This window comes from Moorena sp. SIO3I8 (assembly GCF_010692325.1).
Classification (GTDB): Bacteria; Cyanobacteriota; Cyanobacteriia; order Cyanobacteriales; family Coleofasciculaceae; genus Moorena.
Map to the genome: position 1 here is coordinate 1 of NZ_JAAHHW010000082.1, position 21,971 is coordinate 21,971.

Genomic DNA, 21,971 nt, shown 5'->3' on the forward strand with positions numbered 1-21,971 from the left:
CCAGTTATCGTGCCAACGGTAAACGCTGGGTAGCCAAGTGCGGAGAGGATAACCGCTGAAAGCATCTAAGTGGGAAGCCCACCTCAAGATGAGTACTCTCACTCTGTTAAGGAGGTAAGGTCACAGCGAGAACAGCTGTTGATAGGCGTTAGGTGGAAGTTTAGTAATAGATGAAGCCGAGACGTACTAACTGACCGAGGGCTTGACCATAACCAATACGGGCAAGATGCCCATTCTACCTTCATCGAAATTTGGCTTTGACACTAGCTATGCAATCTTAATGGTTCGGAAGCAGAACGGGCAAGATGCCCATTCCACCTTCCTGGTGCTTATAGCGCGACGGAACCACACCGACCCCATCCCGAACTCGGAGGTGAAACGTAGCTGCGGCGAAGATAGTTGGTGGGTAGCTGCCTGCTAAAATAGCTCAGTGCCAGGATAATTAATTTAGACTAAAGCCTCCTTAGGTAATCTTGACCTGAGGAGGTTTTGTATTTTAGGAAATAGGGATAGTTCTAGGAAATAGGGATAGTTGTGCTTGGCCATCAGCCCACACCTAAAATTTAGCAACTTATTAAAATTTAGCCAATTAAAATACCAACTTAAAACGGAGAAAGAAATCTCAAGAGTATGCTCCCAACCGATGCCAAAGCGTTGCCTAAATTAGAACCTCCTTTAGAGGTTGCAGAATTTTGGGCAATTTCTATCCCTTTAACCAAACTCTGTGACGCCTGGTATCCAGGAATATTTCCTTGTTCTTTAAACAGTTCACTAGCAATCGTACCATCTTGGGTCGCTGCTACTTCCTCTCCCAGTCGGAAACGAGCCATACCACGAGCCAAAAAAGCTGGAGCAAAGTCAGGCTTCATGCTCAAGGTTTTGTCGTAATACTCAATGGCAGTTTTGTAGTTACCTCTTTTGGCTTCTACTACTCCCCACGCATAAAAATCTTCTGCGGTACCTGCATAATCTGGAATACCAATGGTTCCTTGTATATAAGCATTACTCAAGCTCACACCATACAATTGGGCATTAACTAAAAACGCTTCCCTCAGGTCAGTACTGAATAAGTTAGCACCAGCAAGATTAGCACCAGCAAGATTAGCACCATTGAGAGAAGCACCACTGAGATTGGCACCACTCAGGTCAGCTCCTGTCAAATTAGCACGGCTGAGATTAGCACGACTCAAGTCAGCCCCAGCGAGATTAGCACCCACTAAGTCAGCCATAATCAAACCTACCCTAGTTAAATCACACCCTTGACACTGTTTGGTTGACAGTAACTGTTGAGTATGAGCTAGATTTTCAGCTTTAGCAATGGTGCTGATGCTGGTCGTAGTTAGTAAAGCCGCAGTTGTTAAAATTGTGAGTTTGATGTTCATGGAATTCATTGTTCTTCCAACAGCTGCTAATTATGAATTAGCAATTATGAATTAGCAATTATAATTTATGAAGTGTACATCCTAGTTGTGCTTTAACTTTTTAGTTAACGTGATAGGCTAAACTTCTAAACTCCTTTAAACCTTAAACTTTAAACCTTAAACTTTAAACCTTAAACTTTAAACCTTAAACTTTCATAATTATCCCTAATTTTTAAAAAATTGGGTGGCGAAGTTTTGCGATCGCGTTGGTGACAGTGCCCTTGCTTTGAGAATTGCCGCTGTTAAAAAGACGTAGGACACAACCCCAACTATTGCCAAGAGTATACTATTAACATATCCCATGGCGTTCCACAAGGCATGCAGAGCAGAAGCATTCAGATAGCCAATGCCTATGATCTGCCAACGCTTACGGGGTTTGAGGACGCTTAACCCAATAAAATACCCGAAGTATCCACTATAAGCCATGTGTCCTGCCACTGAGCCAAGAACCCGAGGAATCAGCAACTGCAATCCTAACAGGTGACCGTCCAATTCAGTAGTTGGCAGTATCACATCGTCTATAATATTCGGCACATATTGCCCTAAGGTTTCTACCAAGGTAAATCCCACCCCTGATGCTGTCCCCAATAAAATTCCATCGAGGGGTTCCCAGACACCAATTCTTTCTCGCCAAGGGGTACGCAGCAACTGTCCCAAAGCATATAATCCCAGCACAGGTATAGCCTTGAGCAACTCTTCCATTAACCCAGCACCAAAAAACATCCGGATGAATAAAGTAGTAAAGTTGACAACTTCACCTAGTTGTGGTATATCGCCAGGTAAAATTCCTCGAAAAATATTGATAAATAGGGGCAGCAGCGGACTGATCAAGATTAAGCTGGTGGATAGAGTGCTACCCACCAGCACCCACCAAGGTTTAGGTTTGCCACAAAGTTGGTAAACAAAGTAATAGGCTAATCCTGCCAAGTAGGCAGCTAGCAACAGATTAAAAACTACTGGTTGACCAACTGCAGCAAACATTGATACGACAAAGAGTACAGTCACGATACCAGGAGCCAAAAAAGCTTTCTGATTTAAATCCCGTCCTGTTGAGAAGATGGGAAACAGTTGGGTAAAGGTGACATAATCAGTCTGAGGCTTTGGTATCTTGCTAATCGGTTTTAGGGGTTTTTCTATGGCAATAGTTTGGGATGGGATGGATGGTAAATTAAAGGATGTAGTTACCTCGCACTCAAAGATGAATTTTGGACCATCGTGACCCAACTCAATCCGATCCCCTGAGTGCAATTGCTGACAACCCTGCAAATATTCGCCATTGACATAGGTGCCATTCACACTATCAAGGTCACAAATTTCCCAGCGGGGACAGCCATTTTTTAGAGGGGTCAGAGGGCTAATTACCGCATGACGGCGCGATACGCTGACGTAGCGATAGGGATCTAAGGAAATTTTACAGCTAGGGTCACGTCCAATGACGTTATCCTCTAATTCAGAAAGGGGTAGTAGGGCGAGTATCTCTTTGTTATCACTAGTGGAAAGCTGGCGCAGAAATCCACTGTAAACTTGACCAGTCATTGCTACTTTGGTCGTTATTGGTTATTCACACTCCCCATGCTAATCCGGCAGGGGATTCTAGTTTCAAGAACGTTTCTTTCCTTTGCAGATCTCTCGATCAACACAGATATAGGAAACATCCACCCTGTCAGCCATGCAAAGCGCGAGTGGGGGTTTTCTTTCCCCAAGACCGCGCTGCATCGCTCGCATACTTCCCAAATGCCCAACGGTCGCCTTAGCAGAGGCTTTGGATTACTTTGGCTGCATTAACATCACCAGGATAGTCATCAGTTGTCCAATCATTTTTGTATATCCTTGGATCCTAATCACCCACGGTTTCCGATGGTTTCTAGCAAAGGAATTGCACCACCAAACGAATTTCACTACTATTTTTTAAAATATCATTAGCCCTTGATATTCGCCCTGGCATCAAGCACCGCTAGGTAGAAAGAGAGACCACCAATAGGAATACTAGCAGCGAGGATAATTCCAGTCACCAACTTACCTAACTCGGGGTCACCATAGGAAAGTTCAAAAATTGAACCCACAGCCGCAATCCCAGCCACACAGGCAATCATCAAAAACAGAGCACTTTTTGGAGTCATCATAAGCTTTTTTGTTAAAGATTATTATCAGAAATCATAAGATTCAAATTAGCTGTGGGCTAATCAATTAGAGCTAACCTCTAAGTAATAGGTCATATTTAGTGCGTTTTAGTATTTATCATGCTTGGGTGTTAGTTAATTAAGCATTGAAGATTGACAATTGCCAATTTTAAATTTATACCGATCCGATAAACCCTATTATAAGTGATTAACCGGACTTCAGATCAAGTTTATAAGAGCAGTCACAGTTCAGGAAATTGTAGAAAGTTAAGGGAGTATAAATATTACTGTGACTATAGCAACTGTGACTATAGCAATCGTAATTGAAAATTGAACAAGAACAGGTTGTTATAGTCTTTTCCATCACCCTATGACGACCTCACCAGAGGTTGCACAAATAAAATCAGATTGGTATAGTTATTTAATTGGTTTCACCGCTTGGGGTGAGAACCCGTGCTTATTCAGTTCTTCAGTCAAGGCTAGACCATTTTGCACCCGATCAACAAACATCACTCCTTTAAGATGGTCTATCTCATGCTGAATGACGCGAGATAGTAATCCATTCGCCTTTAAGGTTCTAGGGCGTCCGTTCTCATCCTTGTAGGCTACTTCAATGTCGTCTGGACGGGTGACATCTAAATATACACCGGGGATGCTCAAACAACCTTCCTGGCCATCACACGGGGTGCTACCAAAACTCTTGATTTCTGGGTTAATTAACACCAGCGGTGGGTTGTCTTGGTTATTAGGTTCACAGTCAACCACAATTATTTGCTTATTAATCCCGACCTGAGGGGCTGCCAAACCGATACCATCTGCACTGTACATGGTTTGCAGCATTTGCTCAGCTAATTTTCGGATGTTGTGGTCTACTTTAGCAACCCGCTTGGCAGGCTGACGCAGGACGCGATCGCCTAGATAATGAATTGTTAATGGTGGATTCTCTAATTTTTTCTTTTCAACGATAAGTTCAGCAGTCATGGGGTTATTGAGTTGTGAGTCAGGGTATGGTTAGGGTTAGACGCTCAGCTGCTAAAGGATTAGAACACTCAACATACACATTCTTCAACAGAGTGCCTAAGACAGAGTGCCTAAGTTGGTCTATTATTATAGTCTTGCCTCGCTTTCTTAGTTTATCATGCCCCACGCCCCAAGAGCCTTTGCGCTGCGGTGCGACAAGGCGCTGCCTGAACCTCCTCAAGGGAACGCACACCAAGAGAGGGGATGGGGAGCGCGTTGCAATGATTTGATTGACTCTCCCTGGTCGCCCATAGGTGGGTATTATGTCAAAATCGTACGTTTCAAGTGATTTCTTGGTATCCCACAATTCTTTTACGCTGGAAACTAGCAGCTCTATCGATTAGAACCCAAAAGTAACACCAAGTCAGGGACTGATGTTTAAATTTCTCACTCAACTGGACTACCTGCTGCGGGAAACTTTCTTAGGTCTACAACGTGGCGGCTGGATCAACTGGGCGGCGGTTAGCACGGTGACTGTCCTATTGTTTCTCTTTGGTATAAGCTGGCAAGCCTCCTGGCAGTTAGGTGGGCTACTCAATCAGTTGGGGAATCAACTAGAAGTAGCTGTTTATCTCGAACCAGGGGCTGAGGCAGAAATGGTCTTACCAGCAGTTCAGAAACTGCCCAAGGTGATGGCGGTTCAAACCATTTCCAAAGAAAAAGCTTGGGCATCCTTGGTTGAGGAACTGGGAATTTCGGAGATTGCAGCTGCTACGGAACAGTTGGAAGGGAATCCCCTAGTGGATGAACTGAAGGTAAAGGTAAGCAAACCAAAGGATGTGCTAATTCTTGCCCAGCAGTTGTCACAGTTGCCAGGAATAGATCAGGTGCAGTATATGGATCAGACTCTCAAACAAATGCGACAGCTTCATCATGGTTTAGGCTGGGTGAGTCTGATCATTACTACCATTCTCAGTCTGACCGCAGTGGCAGTTGTCACCACCACAATGCGCCTGATTGTGATCGCAAGACGCCGGGAAATTGAGATTATGCAGCTAGTTGGGGCAACCAGATCCTGGATTTATCTGCCGTTCATGTTGCAAGGAATTACTTTTGGTGTAGCTGGGGCAGTCCTAGCCTGGGTTTTGTTGATCGGTCTGCGGCAATTTCTGACTAATCTGCTAGCGACTGGACCTGATTTTATCGAATTTATCGCTACAGTGGTACCACCGGATCCACTTAAAATTGTTGTGCTACCCTTACTGTTGTTGATTCTGGGGGGTTCAGTGGGTTTGCTCGGTAGCTGCCTAGCTGTTAGTCTCGAAAGCATCGCTATCGGGAAATGAGGTTACCAAAATTTGGTCTAATTCTGGTATTTTGTCAGTGGTTAGTGTCATGGCAAGTGGTTAGAGTAACAGAGGACTGATGACCAATGACTAATGACTCACAGCTAATAACTAAGGACTACTTATGCGATCGCAATGGGAATGTTTTTTGCAAAATCAAGGGAGTTGGCATGGTTCCTTTACCACATTCTCACCAAAAGGGCAACAGTTAAAAGATATTCCCTCTGTGCTCACCATAGAAGGACTCGACGATAACCAAAAAATTCGTTTGACTCTTCGCTATCTGCCACCTGAACAAGCTATATTCAACCGAGTTCTGGAATACACCCATGTAGATCGCTATCTTATGTTCTTTGACACTGGTGCGTTTTCCCAAGGCGCACTACAGTGGGCTCCTTATTCCGAATTTGGGGCAGAATTTGGCTTGATTGAGGGTAACCGTCGTCTGCGGATGGTGCAACTGTATAACAGGGAGAGTCAGCTGAAACAGTTGACCTTAATTCGAGAAAAACTGGCGGGTACGGATACACCAGAACGTCCAGCATTAACCTTGGAACAGTTGCTCGGAGAGTGGCGTGGAGAGGCGGTAACGCTTTATTCTGATTTGCGTACGCCTAACATCTATCCTACTCACCTTAAACTTCAGCATCATGAAAGTAACCGCTTAGTACAACAACTCACATTTGGCACAGGAGAATCATTAGGTACCATCACCTCTAGCGCTAAGATTGATGGCTCAATTCTGTATTTTGACGAGGGTGCTGTTTCTACTCAAGTCTTATTATTGCCCGATGGGGCATCGTCTACTTGTCCAATAATGGTTAAGTCAGGTCATTCTTTCTTCCTAGAAGTAGGTTGGCTGTGGCAACCTAACCAACGTCAGCGGCTGATTCGCTCTTTTAACGATAAAGGGCAATGGGTTAGTCTTACTTTGGTAAGAGAGCACAAAGTATCTTCTGGGCCTTATATAAAAGGATAAAGTATCAAGGATGAAGTAGGTGGGCTTGTTTACAACCCAGTCAATCTGAATCGATATTATATACAGCGTTTTTAAAGGAGATGTGAAATTAGGATTGATGGATAAAGATAACTTCGGATCAGTAGGAAAGAAATACAAGTATTTTTTGATGTTATGAGCAATCAAAGATTTGGTTTGGAAATGCTATATAGCATTTTAATTTTAAATATAAACATAGCGGTGCGACCCAAGGGCGATTTACTCGCCCTAGGAGGCGCGCACCGTGGATTGATCTAATAAAGTGATGCAGCGCTATTCCCTATTCTAACTCAACTAGCCCTATAGCTTGTTTAACCTGTTAAGTGGTTAAAGTTGCGCCTACGTTTTTTTTGTTTCTATTCCACAGCGGTAACTACCAACTTACGTTAAAGTTGTAAATTTTTGTATCAAAATTCAAAATTATGGATTGAATATGAAAGAAAAGTGGTATAATACCCAGAAATTTCAGTCAGATCCAAAAAACTTGTTCAAATTTGCCCCATAGGGAATATGGATTGGTAAAGATGACCTATAAAGGTAGCTTAGAGATTCTCAAAGAGACTAGTCGGACTTTTTATATTCCAATTAGTACTCTGCCTAAAGACCTTCAAGAAGCTGTCGCTTCTGCCTACTTATGCATGCGTGCAATTGATGAAATCGAAGATCATCCTCAACTTGGTAAGTCTACCAAAGCAGCGCTGTTAAGAACAATTAGCTTAAACCTACAAACAATGGGCAGCAGTTATAATGCTAGTTCTACTAATAGTTCTACTAATGATGAACTTCTTGCAGTTTTAAGTAAATATGAAACACTTCCAGAGGTAACAACTCGTATTGGTGATTGGGCAATTCTAGCACCAGAAACCATTGCACCTCGAATTTGGGAAGCAACTTCAGCAATGGCAGATAGAATGGCTTACTGGGTTGAGTGCGGTTGGAAGATTCGTACAGAGGGTGATTTGAATGGCTACACTTTCAGTGTTGCTGGTTCTGTAGGATTATTACTTTCTGATTTGTGGGCTTGGTATGATGGAACCCAAACCAATCGTCACCAGGCAATTGGTTTTGGTCGAGGCTTACAGGCAGTTAACATTCTACGTAATCGAACTGATGATTTGACACGTCACGTGGATTTCTTTCCCCAGGGATGGAGTTCAGAAACTATGCAAAGGTATGCCCGTAGAAATCTTTCTTTAGCTGATGCCTATACTAACGCTCTTCCCAAAGGTCCAGCTAGAAATTTTTGTCAAATTCCTCTTGCTTTGGCTCATGCAACACTTGATGTTTTAGCTCTCGGACAAGCTAAACTTAGTCGTGAGGCAGTGATTGGTATTGTTGAGAAGTTGACTGTGAGGTAGTGCTAGATCTTAAGGTTCAATCGCTTTGCTACCAGTCAAAATTATAAATTAAAAATTCAAAACTACCCCATAAATTAATTCAGGAGCTTTTATCCGGTGGAAAAAATTCAAAATTAGAAGACTATTCATTTGAAATTTTGAATTTGGCATTTTGAATTTAAAAATGCTCAAGTCCCCATGACCAATTATCCATTACCCGAGAAGGGAATGATAATTAGTCAACCGGATTTGGCATGATATTTCTTTCCCGGTGCCCTTGACCTAGGTGAATTAAATTCGCCACGGGTCGCACCGCACTTTCCCCGAATTCGCAATAAAACTTATTATAAGTTAACTATAAGTATCACCAGAGTAGAGAAATCTTTACCATAAAAACTACCCATAATTTGTTATCCGGAATAGACTTAACTCATATTGAAGTATAAATCTAGAGGCTTTAAAAAGCCTGAGTCGATAGTAAAGAGGTAAGACCTATGGATAGCGAACTGAGCCAAGTTCTATTACTGGTGTTGATTTTTTCTATTTCCTGTATGATTTTGTCTCCGGTGTTATGGTGGATTCTGCCAGACAGAAGCATCAATAACGCCTAACCAGACTTTGCCAAAACCAAGCCAGTAAGCAGGTTTAGATGACATCAGTCTCAATCAAAATGTATTATGAACCCACCAAGCACAGGTGGGTTCACTAGAAAAAAAACTGGTATGATACCTCGCCCCTTGTGGCCAATTTGTGAGTCAATTTTTCTACAAAATATTTTTTGCATCTCCTGCCCTTGGGTCAAACTTTTTGTAAAATTTCGTTAAGACCTGCAACGAATCGTTCAATACCTTCTGCTGCAGTTTCCTTTTGCAAAGCACCATAAGCAAGCCTGAGGTAACACCCGTCCTCAATACCAAAGGCGCTACCTGGCATCACAGCTACCCGATGTTCCCGAATCAGTCTCTGTACCAACTCAAAAGCATCCAACTGAGTATCCACTTTTAGGAAAACATAGAACGCTCCATCCGCAGAACCAATGGTACACAAACCCTCTAGACGTTTCAGGGAGTTCAATACCACCTGTCTTACAGACGCGATCGCATTAATATGAGGTTGACAGTAATCTTTTCGAGTACTCAATGCCCCTAAAGCCGCATACTGAGAAATGACTGGGGGACAAATTAGGATTGTATCCTGAACCTTTTGAATTGCTTCAAACAAGTGTTCTGGAATAATCATGTAGCCAATCCGCCAACTGGCAAAACCGTAGGCTTTGGAGAGACTGTAGAGAGAAATAGTGTGTTGACTACTTTCGGGAAAGGCACCTGGAGAAAAGTGTTTTACCCCGTTGTAGGTAAAATACTCATAAGCTTCATCACTGATGTGGTAAATTCCGTGATCGCCACAGAGTTGATTTACCTGACGCAATGCCTCTTCGGAATATACCGCCCCAGTAGGATTATTAGGTGATATGGTCACTACTGCCTTGGTTCTGTCGGTAATAGCCTGTGCGATCGCGAACGGATTTAGCTGGTAATTATCATCGGTTGGCACCAGCACTGGATCACAACTAGCCATCTTAATCGCCATTTCGTGGTTGAAATAGTAAGGCCTTTGAAGAATAATCTCGTCCCCGGGAGTGGTAATTGCCAGAATCGCGTTCATAAACGCCATGTTGCTTCCTGCGGTGACAACGATGCGGTTGGCGGAGTTAATCTCAATTTTGTTATCAGTTTGCAGTTTTGCCTCAATTGCCTCTCGCAAAGTCGCAATTCCCTGTACCGGTTTGTACTTATGATTACCTGGTAAGCTGTAGAATTCACGCAACATTGCCATTGCCTCTGGAGGGGGATCATAATATACCACCCCCTGTCCTAAGGATATTGTGTCAGGATATTTACGGATCAGTTCGCCAACCATGGGAATGACTGGCAACTGCACCGCCTCCATGCGGGAGGTCAGGGTTTTCATGGTTTCTTCTTTTTTTTGAGTGAAGGTACCCGTGGTTCATACTAGCGAATCTCATACCAAATCCGCTTGGTCATTACCCCTTTATAAAAATCGACCAAATCTTTTTATCCCAGGAATATAGGGCTATGCGGATCAGGGGGGTATGGGAACAGGATTTGGTATCAGCAGTTAATCGAGATAAAAAAAAACTGAATTTTTCTATTGCTTCAGTATTGTGTTGCTATCCTTAAAGGCGTTGTTTACTTTTCCTTTAATAAAAGTTATGTTAATTATATTTAAATATTTTTCTATTAATTTTTGTTTGTTTTTAATTCGGTATTACTAAAAAAAATTTAAAAAAATCTAAAAAAAGAGATAACCAATCCCATTACTTTTGATAATCTAATAATCTGTGGAAATTGATGGGATAAACTGGTAGTTATCCATAGATAGCCATGAATAGAACTACTGGGGGGGCGACATGCAAGCTGAAATCATTACTGGGTAATAATTTCAGCTCATAAGTAACAGAAAGATACATGCTGTTTTGGGCTGACATTGCACCTAGTTATAAGGGTTTAAGCTTCCAGAAAGCGATGCAGTGGCCTCACGGGGAGGCAGTGCGGTCAAAGGAGGCAGCGCGGTCAAAGGAGGCCACACCATGAGCGACTGCCGTTCCACGGGGCAAACAGCGGTGCGGACGCAGGTTCCGTACACAGACCCATGCGCCATGAGCAACTGCCGTGGTTTTCCCCACTCGCGCTTTGCATGGCTGACAATGAATCCAGGGTCAATTTCGGACTGTATCTTGCCTGAGTTATTGGCATCAAAGCCTTATATAGTCGGCTTTTCAGAGCTTATATAACCCCCTCAGCTAGAACTAATAGTTTTCTTAACCTTAACTGGGCACGAAAATTTGAGGAGAGTGCGATGAGCGATCCTAATAGAGAAATGGAGATGCGATCGGCACAACCATTAGCTGAACAGCCAGTCCAGGATCAAGTTGACCAGGCGAAGACAGAGGCCCGTAAGGAAGAAGTTATCGACATTTACGAAGATTTGCTCACCACGATCTGGAACCGGATTATGCCGACCTTAGGTAGAGTGACAGTAGTGTCGATTATGGAAAGATCTCTAGCTTTGACAGCGGAAAAATATCCCCTGATTGGCTACATAGAATCAAGTGCCGAGGGAGTTTCGTTTGAGGTGTTTCGCCAAAAGGTTTCACCAGAACAACGGTTGTTAATTCGTGAGGCGCTCAAAGAGTTAGTCACAACCCTAATCGATATTCTAGCCATCTTGACGGGCGACATTCTAGTCAGACAATTACTCAAGGAAATTGAAGGGAAAAAACTTATATGATCAGGCCTCGGACAAAGCCCTTAGGTAAACTGCCTACTAGTATTCCTGGTCTAGACTCGATTCTCGCTGGTGGTATTCCGGAATTGTCCATTAACATCATCACTGGGCCACCCGGATCTGGTAAGACGATCTTTACCCAGCAAATACTATACACCAATGCTAGTACAGAGCACAAAGCCCTTTATCTAGTCACCCTATCTGAACCTTCAGTCAAATTACTGCACTACCTACAAAAGTTTGATTTTTTTGACCCCAGTAAGGTAGGTACTGCAGTAATTTATCTCGACATCGGCGAGATTATCCGAGAGCAGGGTCTAACAGAAGCGATCGCTGCCATTATTAATTACGTAAAGGAGTATCGACCTGCGCTGATCGGCATTGATAGCTTTAAAGCTATTCATGATTTGGCAACGGATCCCGTAGAAGTACGTAAGTTTGGCTACGACCTCTCAGTGCGTCTGACCACTTGGGGAGTAACAGCTTTTTTAGTAGGGGAATACACTGACGAAGAAATTAAACATCAACCCATCTTTGCCATCGCCGATGGGATTATTCGTCTGCAAAATCAGCCTCTGGGGTTACACTACCAGCGTTATTTAGATGTGCTCAAACTCAGGGGGGAAAATTATTTTACCGGGTTGCACCCCTTTGAAATCAGTAAGACTGGCATAGAAGTTTATCCCCGGATTAAGATGCTGGAAAACTTATCGAAGCAGACCCAGGCCAGCCAAAACAAACTTTCCACTGGCATACCTGAACTGGATAGGATGTTAGATGGGGGATTGCAGCATAGCACGGCAACTATGGTTGCTGGAGGCGCAGGCACTGGTAAAACCTTGATGGGACTTCACTTCATTGTGGCTGGAATTCTCCAAGGGGAGCCTGGAGTAATTGTTACCTTTCAAGAAAATCCCCAACAGCTCAAAGCCATTGCCCTGTCCTTAGGTTGGGATTTAGAGGCCATGGAAAAGCAGGGAATGCTAGTGCATCTGTATGATTCTCCCGTAGAACTACAGCCGGATATCCATGCTGCTAAGGTGAAAGCTGTTGTAGACAGGGTTAAGGCTGGCCGGATTATGCTTGATTCTCTCAAGGATATTGAGATTGCCACCCCAAATAAGGTTCGCTACAAAGACTATATTTACTCCTTAGTGAACCAGTTTAAACTTCAAGGTGTGACCACCATCGTAACCAACGAAATTGGGGAGCTCTTCGGACCGTTTCAGTTGAGTGAACATGGCGTATCCTTTGTGGTGGATAATGTTATCCTCTTGCGCTATGTAGAACTATCCGGTCGCATTGGACGAGCCATAAACATTATGAAGGTAAGGGGAGCGCCCCACAGCAAAGAAATCCGGTTTTTTGAAATTACCTCAGATGGAATTCGCATCGACGAGGTGATTCAAGCTCAAACTGGTGTGCTGACTGGAATGCCTGTCTTTAATAATAATTACTTCAATGACAATGGCTTTAAGGAGTTGCTTAACCCGAGTCGTAATATCATGAAAATCTTGCAGGGGGTGGAGGAGATGGAGATAAATGAATTAGCCAATCGCACTGGATTCAGCCCTCAAGACTTGCTCCATGAGTTAGAGAATCTGAAGCAGCAGGGTATGGTAATTACCTGGGAAAGTCAGAATACAACCTATTACAAAGCTACGATTTGATTGATTATTTTGATTGATTATTAGTTAAATTACCACTAATGACTAATGAATAATGGCTAATGACTAAGCCCACAATCAAATTAATGCCTACAGGAGTGCCAAATCTGGATGCCGTTTTGGGCGGTGGCTTTCCCATCTACTCATTGAATATCTTGGCAGGGGCTCCTGGCACTGGCAAAACAATTTTGGTGCAGCAGATTCTGTTTAACACTATCGAGAACCAACCCCATAAGAGAGCTCTTTATCTCAGTACCCTTTCCGAGCCAACCCTTAAGGTGGTGCGTTATATGCAGCACTTCCAATTCTTCGATGCTCAAGTATTTGGTGAGCAGGTGATCTATAGTGATGTCGGTTCATTCTTAATTGAACAACCGATGCCTAGGTTGGCGGATCATATAGTGGGTTTGGTCAATCAACATCAAGCAGAAGTTATAGTCATTGACTCTTTTAAGGCCATTGCTGACCTGACCGAAAAAAGTGGTGACTTCCGCCGTTTTTGCTACGAACTATCGGTTCGCCTCGCCAGTGCTCGTTGCACGACTTTTTTAGTGAGTGAATCCGATCCCTCTCAGATTAACTACAGTGCAGAATTTGCTTTGGCTGATGGCATCATTTACCTTTCGACCCATGAGGAGGCAGGGGAGCAACGCCGTTGGTTACAGGTTCATAAATTACGGGGTCTGGCACCGTATATGGAACCATTTCCCTTTGTGATCACTAATGTGGGGGTGCGGATTCTCAGCCCTACCCTAACCCTCAGGCAAAAGTCGGTGAGTTGGTCAGTTCCAGCAGGGCGTATGGTGATGGGAATTCCGGGTTTGGATCAACTGTTGCGGGGAGGTATCCCCTACGGTCGTTCAATCATCCTCTCGGGAGTTGCTGGCACTGGTAAAACTACCTTTGGCCTACAGTTTCTCATGGCTGGAGTTGACCGAGGGGAAAAAGGCTTGCTCTTTTCTTTTGAGGAAACCCCCTCTCATCTGTCCCAGATGGCAGCCGGTTTTGGTTGGGACTTAGAACGTCTGATTCAACAGGAAATGCTGCGCATTGTCTTTGTTACCCAAACTAACATCCGGGTTGAAGAACACCTAGATCAAATTGCTCAGGAAATCGCCTCCTTCCAGCCTCAACGTTTTGTGGTGGATTCAATATCAGTCTTGTTCTACAAAGTCAATAACCGAGCCATCCAGCGAGAAAAAACCTTCCAATTAGCAACCCTGATGCAACAAATCGGTGGAGTGGGTATCTTTATCTCAGGTATCCCTGCTCATGAAACTGGACACCTATCCAGCTTTGGTGTGGAAGAAACCATTGTCGATGGCATGATTGTGCTATCAAAAGAACTGGTTGGTCGTAGACGCGATCGCTATCTAGAAGTATTTAAAATGCGAGCATCTGACCATGTCTGTGGTTCTCACCGCATGGCAATCACAGAAAACGGTATTGAGATATTGTACAGTGCCAGCCAAATATCTCCCCCCTCAACCACCGAATCATTAAAATTTATTGAGGATGCTCCCTATTTAGTGTTTGGGTCACTCGAAAAATTGCTCCCAAGCCAAATCCCCTATAACACCGCTTGCTTGGTGGAGGGCGCTCCCGGACTGGGTAAGAGTACCCTAGCCTATCAGTTTTTGCTCTCAGGCTTGCATCGCCAAGAATCAGTGCTATATATTAGTGCCGATATTCCCAGACAACAAGTTTATCAAACCCTCCCAAGTTGGGGATTGCTCCCTGACCCCTACCTGGAAACAGGGCAGTTGGTGATCCTCGATACCTTTAGTCCCATGGTAGAGACATTGCCAACAACCTCTGTACACCTGAATCTGAATGACCCGGAGATGCTTTTGCTCAGGATTGCCCAACAGCTCGAGCAGATGCCTAAACCCTGTAGAGTAATCTTTGACTCCCTCACGCCTCTATTAATCAGCTGTACTCCTAGAGAGTTTATTAAGCTGGTCTACCGCAAAAATCGCCAACTCCGTCAGCCTGATGTGGCAGTGTTAGATATTTTTGCTCAGGACGGAATCGAAAAAAGCGATCTCTACAATTTACTGAACCTTTATGATGTCGTAGTAGACCTTTATTCACCTGACTGGGATGAAATGAATCGCGGAGAAGACATTGGCTACAAAAATTGGCTGCGAATTAGTAAAATTCGTGGCGCTAAGGCAGATCAGCGTCCCTACCCTTACAGTATCTCCCCCACTAAGGGGATTGTGATTGATAGCACGGCTAATTCATCCCTAACCTAAGAGGATGAGGGTATTCTTCCTCCTCTCAAACTCTCCCCTTTCGATAAATCCAGTTCATTTGAGTACTTTTCCACTGCCATTCACAACTAGGGTTCTGTCCATTTAAAGCCAGATGGGAGGACAAAGGCATACATGCATAGCTTGGAGGATTCGAGTACATCTACCAAGGGTGTCTATGGTGTGAAGTTAGTTTAACTTAAACTAAGAGACGGGATATCTGGTCATATCTCGGCTGGTCAATTCCTTAATTTATCAAAGCTAACCTGAAGTTTAATACTTGAAGTTGCCGGTGGAAACCTTAAGGCTCAAGGTAACAAACATTCCAGTTTTTCAGTAATTGATCCCAGGAATTGTTTCAGACTTCAGACTTTAGATTTTCCAAATCTCAAGTTCCCCTAATCCTAGATTACCCCAATGGTTCAACAACCCAAGCTTGACTATTCCGTTATCTGGGTCAACCGCATGGCAGATATTCCCCAATCCCCTTGGGATGACCTTGCCCAACCCCTAAAAACCCCTTTTTTGGAGTGGGAGTGGTTGAATAATATTGAAACATCTGGTAGTGCTACTGCTAAAACCGGTTGGTTGCCCAATCACCTAACGGTCTGGCGAGATAGACAGCTGATCGCTGCTGCACCTATGTATGTCAAAGGTCACAGTTACGGAGAGTTTGTCTTTGACCAACAGTGGGCGGATTTATCCTACCGCTTGGGCATTTCCTACTATCCAAAGTTGTTGGGTATGACACCATTTACCCCAGCAGTAGGCTATCGGTTTTTAATGGCACCAGGAGAAGATGAAGATGAACTGACACAGATCATGGTAAGTGCTATCGATCATTTTTGCGATCGCAATCATCTGTCTGGTTGTCACTTCCTCTTTGTTGACCCCGATTGGCGACCAGTAATTGAACGCAATGGTTTTAAGGGCTGGCTACATCACAGCTATATTTGGCAAAACCAAGGCTTTAGTAGTTTTGAGGATTACCTAAAGGTCTTTAATGCCAATCAACGCCGCAATATTAAACGAGAACGTAAGGCTGTAGCCAAAGCAGGTCTAACCCTGAAAATATTAACGGGGAATGACATTGAAAAATCCTTGTTTCCCTTAATCTACAGCTTCTACAGCAGCACCTGCGATAAATTTATGTGGGGTAGCAAATATCTCACGCGCCAATTTTTTAAGCAATTGTATCCTAACTACCGTCAGCGAGTGGTACTAATTGCTGCTTACCAGGAGGAGGATGACCAAAAACCAGTGGGAATGTCCTTTTGTATAAATAAGGGCAATCATTTGTATGGTCGTTATTGGGGCTGTTTTGAAGAATTTGACTGCCTACATTTTGAAGCCTGTTACTATGCACCGATTGAGTGGGCAATCGGCCAGGGCATCACCATGTTTGACCCTGGTGCTGGTGGGCGTCACAAGAAGCGTCGTGGATTCCCAGCAACTGCTAACTATAGTGTTCATCGATTCTATGATAAACGCTTTGACCGGATTTTTCAAAACTATATCGATGAGGTTAACTTAATGGAACTTGAGGAAATTGAGGCTATTAATCAAGATTTGCCCTTTACCAAACGGGAAATTAATTTTCAGCTTCCGGATTAATTAGGAGATGCACGAGTATTTTGAATAAACGCGCCTTTTGCACAAAGCACAGATCACAGGGTAAACGCATCTTATTTTGAAATGCCTAGTGGATATGAGATTCATAGGATAAGTATTTATGCTTATGAATTTTCAAATATCTTCTGAGTAAGGCTTCTAGAATTTAGATGCGTTTGCCCTGGCACAGATCAGATTTCCCAGATGTGGCTTGACACAAGGTCATGGAGTGTGGTAATATAACGACTTCGTAGCAGACAAATCAGGTATTGCTAAGCCGAACTACAACAATAATGAATGAGTAATTTTCGCCAATGCTCACCCTATGACTTGCTAGCTCTGGCTGTGGATGAAGCGTCGGAGGGAAGACACGCCGCCGCATTGCGTTATATGACCATGGCCGTAGAGCGTTCTAAGCTTCCAGAATACGCTAGTGACGCTCAAACCTTTATTCGGTTGCACAAAGCCACAGGGACTTTAGTACAAAGCTGCCTATCCAGCTCTGACGAAGACAATCCAGCTAGGCTTTTCTTTATCTTAGACAAGGGACGCAATGCGATTCGGATTGGTTACACTACTAACCCCAATGGTAAGATTAGAGGGCTTGAAACTAAGAGTGTAACGACTTTAGAACTAATAAAAATTATCCCAGGAAGTGCTAAGATGGAAACAGAATTTCACAGAAAGTTCCAACATCTTAGGATTTCTGGGGAATGGTTTGATGCGACTCCAGAAGTGATGAGATATATATCATCTCTTTGAGTTGGTAATTGGTAATTGGTAGTAAGCATTCAGCTATCAGCTATCAGCTTATGTGCTACGCACACGCTACGTGAACAGCTATTGAATAACAGAGTTAAGCATTCGTTTAATCTCAGTTAAGTCTGCTGACAGCTGAAGGCTGACAACTGACAGCAAAATACTTAGGAAAAACCTTGGTAGAAAAAGTAGGTAACCATCGGCACAACTGTAGCAACAACCAAGATCACTACAACCCAAAGGGTAGCATTGCTCTCTTGAGTTTCTTCTGCACTCTTAAAGTTGCCAGCAATGTTGATTTCTTCTTCAACTACAGGAGGACCGGGATCTGGTTCGCCAGATAAAACAGCTACTATGCGATCGCTTACATCTAAGAAACCCTGATTATACTTGTTACCATCCCGCAGCGGCACCTGTAGGGTTTCAGAAGCCACACTTTCAGCAATGTCATCGGACATAATTTCCTTAACGGCATTGCCAGTAACGATAGCACTGTTATTGGTGACAGTATTCAGCACTATCAAGGTTTGATTAGCTTGGTCTTCTGGAGTATTATACCATTTTTCAAACAACCCTTGGGCAAAAGTTGCTGCTGTTTCACCATAATCTAGGCCATGGACAGTGACCAGTCTAACTTGATTGCCCGTTGCTTTCGCTAAATCCTCTAAGGATTGAGTCAACTTGCCTTCTGTAAAGCGAGACAGAACCTCTGACTTGTCAATTACCCAAGTCGGTTCTCCAGCGCTAACATTAGGCATTTGATAGACATTGATGGCATTGGCTGGTGCTGCAATTATTCCGCTTGCTAACAAGATAGCTAAAAGAGGGATAATTAGGGATTTTATGTATTTGCGTTGGTTGTGTAGTTGGTTGAGGAGCTGTTTCATAAAAAACCTGACAACAAAGCAAAATTGGCTTTTCCCCAAAATACTATAGAACTGCCAATCAACCTAATCTTATTTATGGCCAAGATAATGGTACTTCGTGAAACTGCTAACATGTCACCAGTTAGGTCTAGGCAATGGAATGATGCTAAACTATGACCCGTTACAATACCTTCCGACTTCAGAAGAATTACCCTCTTCTGATGAAACCCCTGTGGATAATGAACTGCAAGATACCATCCCTCACTTATTGAAATCGATTTTAGCGATAATCTGGTCAGAGCGCAGGGATTGGTTTTTTGGTATCGATATGGGATACTATTACAATCCCAAACAGTCAGCGATAGTGCCTGATGGATTCCTCAGTTTAGGAGTACAGAGATGGAAAACTCGCCCTAAGGGTCGTCAGGGACGTTTGAGTTATGTGTTGTGGGAAGAAAATGGTGTTGTGCCAATTCTCGCGATCGAGATTGTCTCTCAAACCTATAACGGCGAGTATGACCAGAAAAAATTAGACTATGCCGACTTAGGGTTCTTATATTATATTATTTATGATAGCGATAACTATCAACCTCATAAAGGGGATAGCTTTGAAGTGGATCGGTTGGTAGATGGAGTGTATGTGCGTCAACCAGGGAATCCGGTCTGGATGCCGGAAATTGGTTTGGGCATAGGCACAGCAGAAGGAACTTATCTTGATTGGACTAGGGAGTGGTTGTATTGGTACGACCAAAATGCTAGACGGTATCCCTCCGAAAATGAGAGAACTCAACAGGCTGAGCAACGGGCTACTCAAGCTCAACAAGCTGCTAATCAAGCTCAACAAGAGCTTGAAGCTTTGAAGTCTCGACTCAAACAAATGGGAATCAATCCTGATCAGCTTTTGGATTGATCACCTTTGATACCAAGTTGCGGTCAAAGCAACAACTTTCTCTTCTCCCAATCTCCCCATCTCCCCATCTCCCCATCCAACCAATTTCGGTATCAACTCTGTTTCTCTACCACCTGACCCATATACATCCCCCACAACTGGGCAGCTTGGCTACTACTGCCACTAGTAGGAGAATTATTATCATTACCTAACCAAATCCCTGTAACGATCTGATGCTTGGGAATAAAACCGATAAACCACAAGTCTACATTTTTATCAGTAGTACCGGTTTTTCCCCCTTCTCCTTGACCAATCCGAGCACTGCGACCGGTGCCACTAGTGACTACACCCTGAAGCATTTCTGTCATGGTGTTGGCTACCGCTGGTGAAACCGCTTGCTTGTTGATAGTTGGCTGATCAGCGAAGTTGTAGATTACTCGACAGGTTTGGTAGTCTTGGTTATCGGTGCAATCACTACTGTCGAGAATTCTGACAATACCATGGGGACGATACCACAGACCTTGATTTGCGATCGCACCATAGGCTCCAGTCATTTCTAACAGAGTAACCTCACTTTGACCTAAGGCTAAACCAAACACAGGCTCGAGTTTTGAGCTAATACCCAACCGTTGCGCCAGCCGTACTACTCTATCTAAACCAGCATCTTGAGCTACTCTGATCGCTACTGCATTTTCCGATTGAGCCAGACCAGCATACATATCAATATTAGTAGCATCTCCAGACCGCTCACAACGTCTAATCCGTTTAATCCCAGAGCAGGAGTAGGTTTTGCTTGGTAAAATCCCTTTTTCTAAGGCAGCAGCATAGGCAAAGAGTTTAAAGGTTGAGCCTGGTTGACGCTTGGCTTGGATAACCCGATTAAACTGGCTTTTTTGGTAATCGGCACCTCCAACCATGGCTAGAATCTCGCCATTACTGGTATTGAGGCTTGCGATCGCTCCCTGGGAAAATCCTAAGCGGCTACCAGTATTTTTGACATAGTCCCGTAGAGCTGCTTCAGCTTTGGCCTGAGACTCGGTATCTACAGTAGTTTCTACAATAAAATTACCTTCCTTAGCCAACTCTTTGCCCAGTAACCTCCTCAATTGCTGGAAAACGTAGTTATAGAAATAGGGTGCCTTGGTGCTAGAAAGAATTTGTCGGGCTTTCGGGCTAACTTCAATCCGCGATCGCCTAGCTCGATTAGCTTCTTCTCGACTAATCATTCCCAAAGCGTGCATCCGGTCAATCACCCGATTCCGTAATTGTAATGAGGTATCATAATTCTGGATCGGGTTATAGCTATTGGGTGCTGGCAAACTTGCCACCAGAGTTGCGGCTTCTTGGATATTCAGATTAGCTGCTGATTTGTCGAAATAAAATTGAGCAGCATCTTCAAAACCAAATGCTTCTATACCCAAGTAAACTCGGTTTAAGTAAGCCTTTAAGATCGCGTCCTTACTGTAAACTGTCTCTAACTTCAGGGCAATAATTGCTTCCCGCACTTTCCGGTCTGCGGTATTGGCTCGACCGACATACTCCGGAAATAGGCTTCGTGCTACCTGCTGAGTTATGGTACTAGCACCTTCGCGAATGCCTCCCCCTTGAAGATTCCGCACCACAGCTCGCATAATCCCATAGGGGTCTACTCCAAAGTGCCAGTAAAAGCGGCTGTCTTCTGAAGCAATCACTGCTTTGGGCAAATATGGGGAAAAATCCGATAACCTCCTCAGTTCTCGGTGAGCATCGGTCCGGGGTTGCCGTAGGGGAATTTGGTCACGAGAGTAAACAATCACAGGACCTGTAACTCCCTCGGGCAATGGCCTGACTGATGGTGCTCTCAGGGTTTGAAATCCAATTAGTAATACCACTAAGGCAATTAAGCCACCGATGCCATAGAGAAAGTAACGAATTCCTTGGATATACCAGGGGGGAGGATAGACGTACTGTAGCTCAACTGATGCAGCTAGTTCTGGTGGTCCGATGGTAAGGGTGTCTCCGTGATACAGAAGCAAGGAGGAAAGTCGGCGTCTGCCACGATAGATACCATTGGTAGAGTTTTGGTCTTTTATGATAAACCTACGCCCACGCCTACCATACCGTTCTAGGGAGAGATGAACTTGACTGACTACTGGGTTGCGAACGATTATGTCACAGGATTTGGAACTGCGCCCGAGTACGTAACGGTCCCCAACCAGGGGATAGACATCGGATTTGTTGGTATTAGCGTCTTGCACCCAAAGTTCCGGCACTCTAGCATTAGGCTTTAGTGCTACTGCTTGAAGATTGACTTTAGCATGAATGGTCTGTACTACCTGAGTTAGCTGACTAAGTATGGTTTTTGGTGGTTTGGAGGGTGGTTGAGAACTCATGGTTGTCAGCGATAAGCGATTCTTGGGTGCTTATTGAACCATTCTAATCGCTCTAGCAATCA

16 protein-coding genes and 2 rRNA genes are annotated in these 21,971 nt (G+C 43.8%); 11 read left to right on the forward strand and 7 right to left on the reverse strand.

The annotated features are described in order from the left end of the window. Both F6K51_RS24910 and rrf read left to right on the forward strand, forming a co-directional pair. Positions 1-210, forward strand: a 23S ribosomal RNA gene (locus tag F6K51_RS24910); the annotation flags it as partial. 111 nt (positions 211-321) lie between these two features. Beyond that, positions 322-439 (forward strand): 5S ribosomal RNA (rrf, locus tag F6K51_RS24915). Positions 440-602: 163 nt separating this feature from the next. Here rrf and F6K51_RS24920 read toward each other — a convergent pair. The 4 genes from F6K51_RS24920 to def all read right to left on the reverse strand — a co-directional run bounded on the left by F6K51_RS24920 (position 603) and on the right by def (position 4,522). After that, positions 603-1,382, reverse strand: a complete 780-nt coding sequence (locus tag F6K51_RS24920) for a pentapeptide repeat-containing protein (RefSeq protein WP_293025272.1) — start codon at positions 1,380-1,382, stop codon at positions 603-605. A gap of 204 nt (positions 1,383-1,586) precedes the next feature. Beyond that, positions 1,587-2,957, reverse strand: a complete 1,371-nt coding sequence (locus F6K51_RS24925) for a PrsW family glutamic-type intramembrane protease (RefSeq protein WP_293025274.1) — start codon at positions 2,955-2,957, stop codon at positions 1,587-1,589. A gap of 383 nt (positions 2,958-3,340) precedes the next feature. Continuing rightward, the gene (locus F6K51_RS24930; RefSeq protein WP_198953978.1) at positions 3,341-3,544 is read right to left on the reverse strand and encodes a hypothetical protein; all 204 of its coding nucleotides are present in this window, start codon (positions 3,542-3,544) and stop codon (positions 3,341-3,343) included. 414 nt (positions 3,545-3,958) lie between these two features. Then, on the reverse strand, positions 3,959-4,522 hold the full coding sequence (gene def / locus F6K51_RS24935; protein WP_293025277.1) for a peptide deformylase: 564 nt from the start codon (positions 4,520-4,522) through the stop codon (positions 3,959-3,961). Between the two features lie 413 nt (positions 4,523-4,935). Here def and F6K51_RS24940 point away from each other — a divergent pair, with 413 nt between their 5' ends. The 3 genes from F6K51_RS24940 to F6K51_RS24950 all read left to right on the forward strand — a co-directional run bounded on the left by F6K51_RS24940 (position 4,936) and on the right by F6K51_RS24950 (position 8,202). Next, the gene (locus F6K51_RS24940) at positions 4,936-5,847 is read left to right on the forward strand and encodes an ABC transporter permease (protein WP_293025279.1); all 912 of its coding nucleotides are present in this window, start codon (positions 4,936-4,938) and stop codon (positions 5,845-5,847) included. 124 nt (positions 5,848-5,971) lie between these two features. After that, positions 5,972-6,826, forward strand: a complete 855-nt coding sequence (locus F6K51_RS24945; RefSeq protein ID WP_293025281.1) for a DUF3598 family protein — start codon at positions 5,972-5,974, stop codon at positions 6,824-6,826. Positions 6,827-7,368: 542 nt separating this feature from the next. Next, on the forward strand, positions 7,369-8,202 hold the full coding sequence (locus tag F6K51_RS24950) for a phytoene/squalene synthase family protein (protein ID WP_293025283.1): 834 nt from the start codon (positions 7,369-7,371) through the stop codon (positions 8,200-8,202). Between the two features lie 777 nt (positions 8,203-8,979). Here the strand turns inward: F6K51_RS24950 and F6K51_RS24955 are convergent. Then, the gene (locus tag F6K51_RS24955) at positions 8,980-10,152 is read right to left on the reverse strand and encodes a pyridoxal phosphate-dependent aminotransferase (protein ID WP_293025285.1); all 1,173 of its coding nucleotides are present in this window, start codon (positions 10,150-10,152) and stop codon (positions 8,980-8,982) included. A gap of 909 nt (positions 10,153-11,061) precedes the next feature. Between F6K51_RS24955 and F6K51_RS24960 the strand changes: the two genes are divergently transcribed. The 5 genes from F6K51_RS24960 to F6K51_RS24980 all read left to right on the forward strand — a co-directional run bounded on the left by F6K51_RS24960 (position 11,062) and on the right by F6K51_RS24980 (position 17,785). Further along, the gene (locus tag F6K51_RS24960; RefSeq protein ID WP_293025287.1) at positions 11,062-11,493 is read left to right on the forward strand and encodes a hypothetical protein; all 432 of its coding nucleotides are present in this window, start codon (positions 11,062-11,064) and stop codon (positions 11,491-11,493) included. Continuing rightward, a complete protein-coding gene (locus F6K51_RS24965) occupies positions 11,490-13,160 on the forward strand; it encodes an ATPase domain-containing protein (protein WP_293025289.1) in 1,671 nt (556 codons plus the stop codon). The genes F6K51_RS24960 and F6K51_RS24965 overlap by 4 nt, the downstream gene beginning before the upstream one ends. 59 nt (positions 13,161-13,219) lie before the next feature. Beyond that, on the forward strand, positions 13,220-15,415 hold the full coding sequence (locus F6K51_RS24970; protein ID WP_293025291.1) for an ATPase domain-containing protein: 2,196 nt from the start codon (positions 13,220-13,222) through the stop codon (positions 15,413-15,415). Positions 15,416-15,829: 414 nt separating this feature from the next. After that, positions 15,830-17,026 (forward strand): GNAT family N-acetyltransferase, encoded by a 1,197-nt coding sequence (locus tag F6K51_RS24975; protein ID WP_293025293.1) that lies wholly within the window; start codon positions 15,830-15,832, stop codon positions 17,024-17,026. 294 nt (positions 17,027-17,320) lie between these two features. Continuing rightward, entirely contained in the window at positions 17,321-17,785 is a 465-nt protein-coding gene (locus F6K51_RS24980) for a GIY-YIG nuclease family protein (protein WP_293025295.1), read from the forward strand. A 161-nt stretch (positions 17,786-17,946) separates the two neighbouring features. On the opposite strand, the gene F6K51_RS24985 is transcribed toward F6K51_RS24980, so the two are convergent. Further along, on the reverse strand, positions 17,947-18,669 hold the full coding sequence (locus F6K51_RS24985; protein WP_293025297.1) for a TPM domain-containing protein: 723 nt from the start codon (positions 18,667-18,669) through the stop codon (positions 17,947-17,949). 97 nt (positions 18,670-18,766) lie between these two features. Here F6K51_RS24985 and F6K51_RS24990 point away from each other — a divergent pair, with 97 nt between their 5' ends. After that, a complete protein-coding gene (locus F6K51_RS24990; RefSeq protein WP_365940157.1) occupies positions 18,767-19,558 on the forward strand; it encodes a Uma2 family endonuclease in 792 nt (263 codons plus the stop codon). Between the two features lie 92 nt (positions 19,559-19,650). Here F6K51_RS24990 and F6K51_RS24995 read toward each other — a convergent pair whose 3' ends face one another. After that, positions 19,651-21,909: a PBP1A family penicillin-binding protein gene (locus F6K51_RS24995; protein ID WP_293025298.1), complete on the reverse strand. Its 2,259-nt coding sequence runs from the start codon at positions 21,907-21,909 to the stop codon at positions 19,651-19,653. Positions 21,910-21,971: the final 62 nt, after the last annotated feature.

What these genes read in the sequence shown, in the direction of transcription:
- F6K51_RS24920 (WP_293025272.1), bottom strand. Translation starts at nt 1,382, where the DNA reads ATGAACATCAAACTCACAATTTTAACAACTGCGGCTTTACTAACTACG.
- F6K51_RS24925 (WP_293025274.1), bottom strand. Translation starts at nt 2,957, where the DNA reads ATGACTGGTCAAGTTTACAGTGGATTTCTGCGCCAGCTTTCCACTAGT.
- F6K51_RS24930 (WP_198953978.1), bottom strand. Translation starts at nt 3,544, where the DNA reads ATGATGACTCCAAAAAGTGCTCTGTTTTTGATGATTGCCTGTGTGGCT.
- def (WP_293025277.1), bottom strand. Translation starts at nt 4,522, where the DNA reads ATGACTGCTGAACTTATCGTTGAAAAGAAAAAATTAGAGAATCCACCA.
- F6K51_RS24940 (WP_293025279.1), top strand. Translation starts at nt 4,936, where the DNA reads ATGTTTAAATTTCTCACTCAACTGGACTACCTGCTGCGGGAAACTTTC.
- F6K51_RS24945 (WP_293025281.1), top strand. Translation starts at nt 5,972, where the DNA reads ATGCGATCGCAATGGGAATGTTTTTTGCAAAATCAAGGGAGTTGGCAT.
- F6K51_RS24950 (WP_293025283.1), top strand. Translation starts at nt 7,369, where the DNA reads ATGACCTATAAAGGTAGCTTAGAGATTCTCAAAGAGACTAGTCGGACT.
- F6K51_RS24955 (WP_293025285.1), bottom strand. Translation starts at nt 10,152, where the DNA reads ATGAAAACCCTGACCTCCCGCATGGAGGCGGTGCAGTTGCCAGTCATT.
- F6K51_RS24960 (WP_293025287.1), top strand. Translation starts at nt 11,062, where the DNA reads ATGAGCGATCCTAATAGAGAAATGGAGATGCGATCGGCACAACCATTA.
- F6K51_RS24965 (WP_293025289.1), top strand. Translation starts at nt 11,490, where the DNA reads ATGATCAGGCCTCGGACAAAGCCCTTAGGTAAACTGCCTACTAGTATT.
- F6K51_RS24970 (WP_293025291.1), top strand. Translation starts at nt 13,220, where the DNA reads ATGACTAAGCCCACAATCAAATTAATGCCTACAGGAGTGCCAAATCTG.
- F6K51_RS24975 (WP_293025293.1), top strand. Translation starts at nt 15,830, where the DNA reads ATGGTTCAACAACCCAAGCTTGACTATTCCGTTATCTGGGTCAACCGC.
- F6K51_RS24980 (WP_293025295.1), top strand. Translation starts at nt 17,321, where the DNA reads ATGAGTAATTTTCGCCAATGCTCACCCTATGACTTGCTAGCTCTGGCT.
- F6K51_RS24985 (WP_293025297.1), bottom strand. Translation starts at nt 18,669, where the DNA reads ATGAAACAGCTCCTCAACCAACTACACAACCAACGCAAATACATAAAA.
- F6K51_RS24995 (WP_293025298.1), bottom strand. Translation starts at nt 21,909, where the DNA reads ATGAGTTCTCAACCACCCTCCAAACCACCAAAAACCATACTTAGTCAG.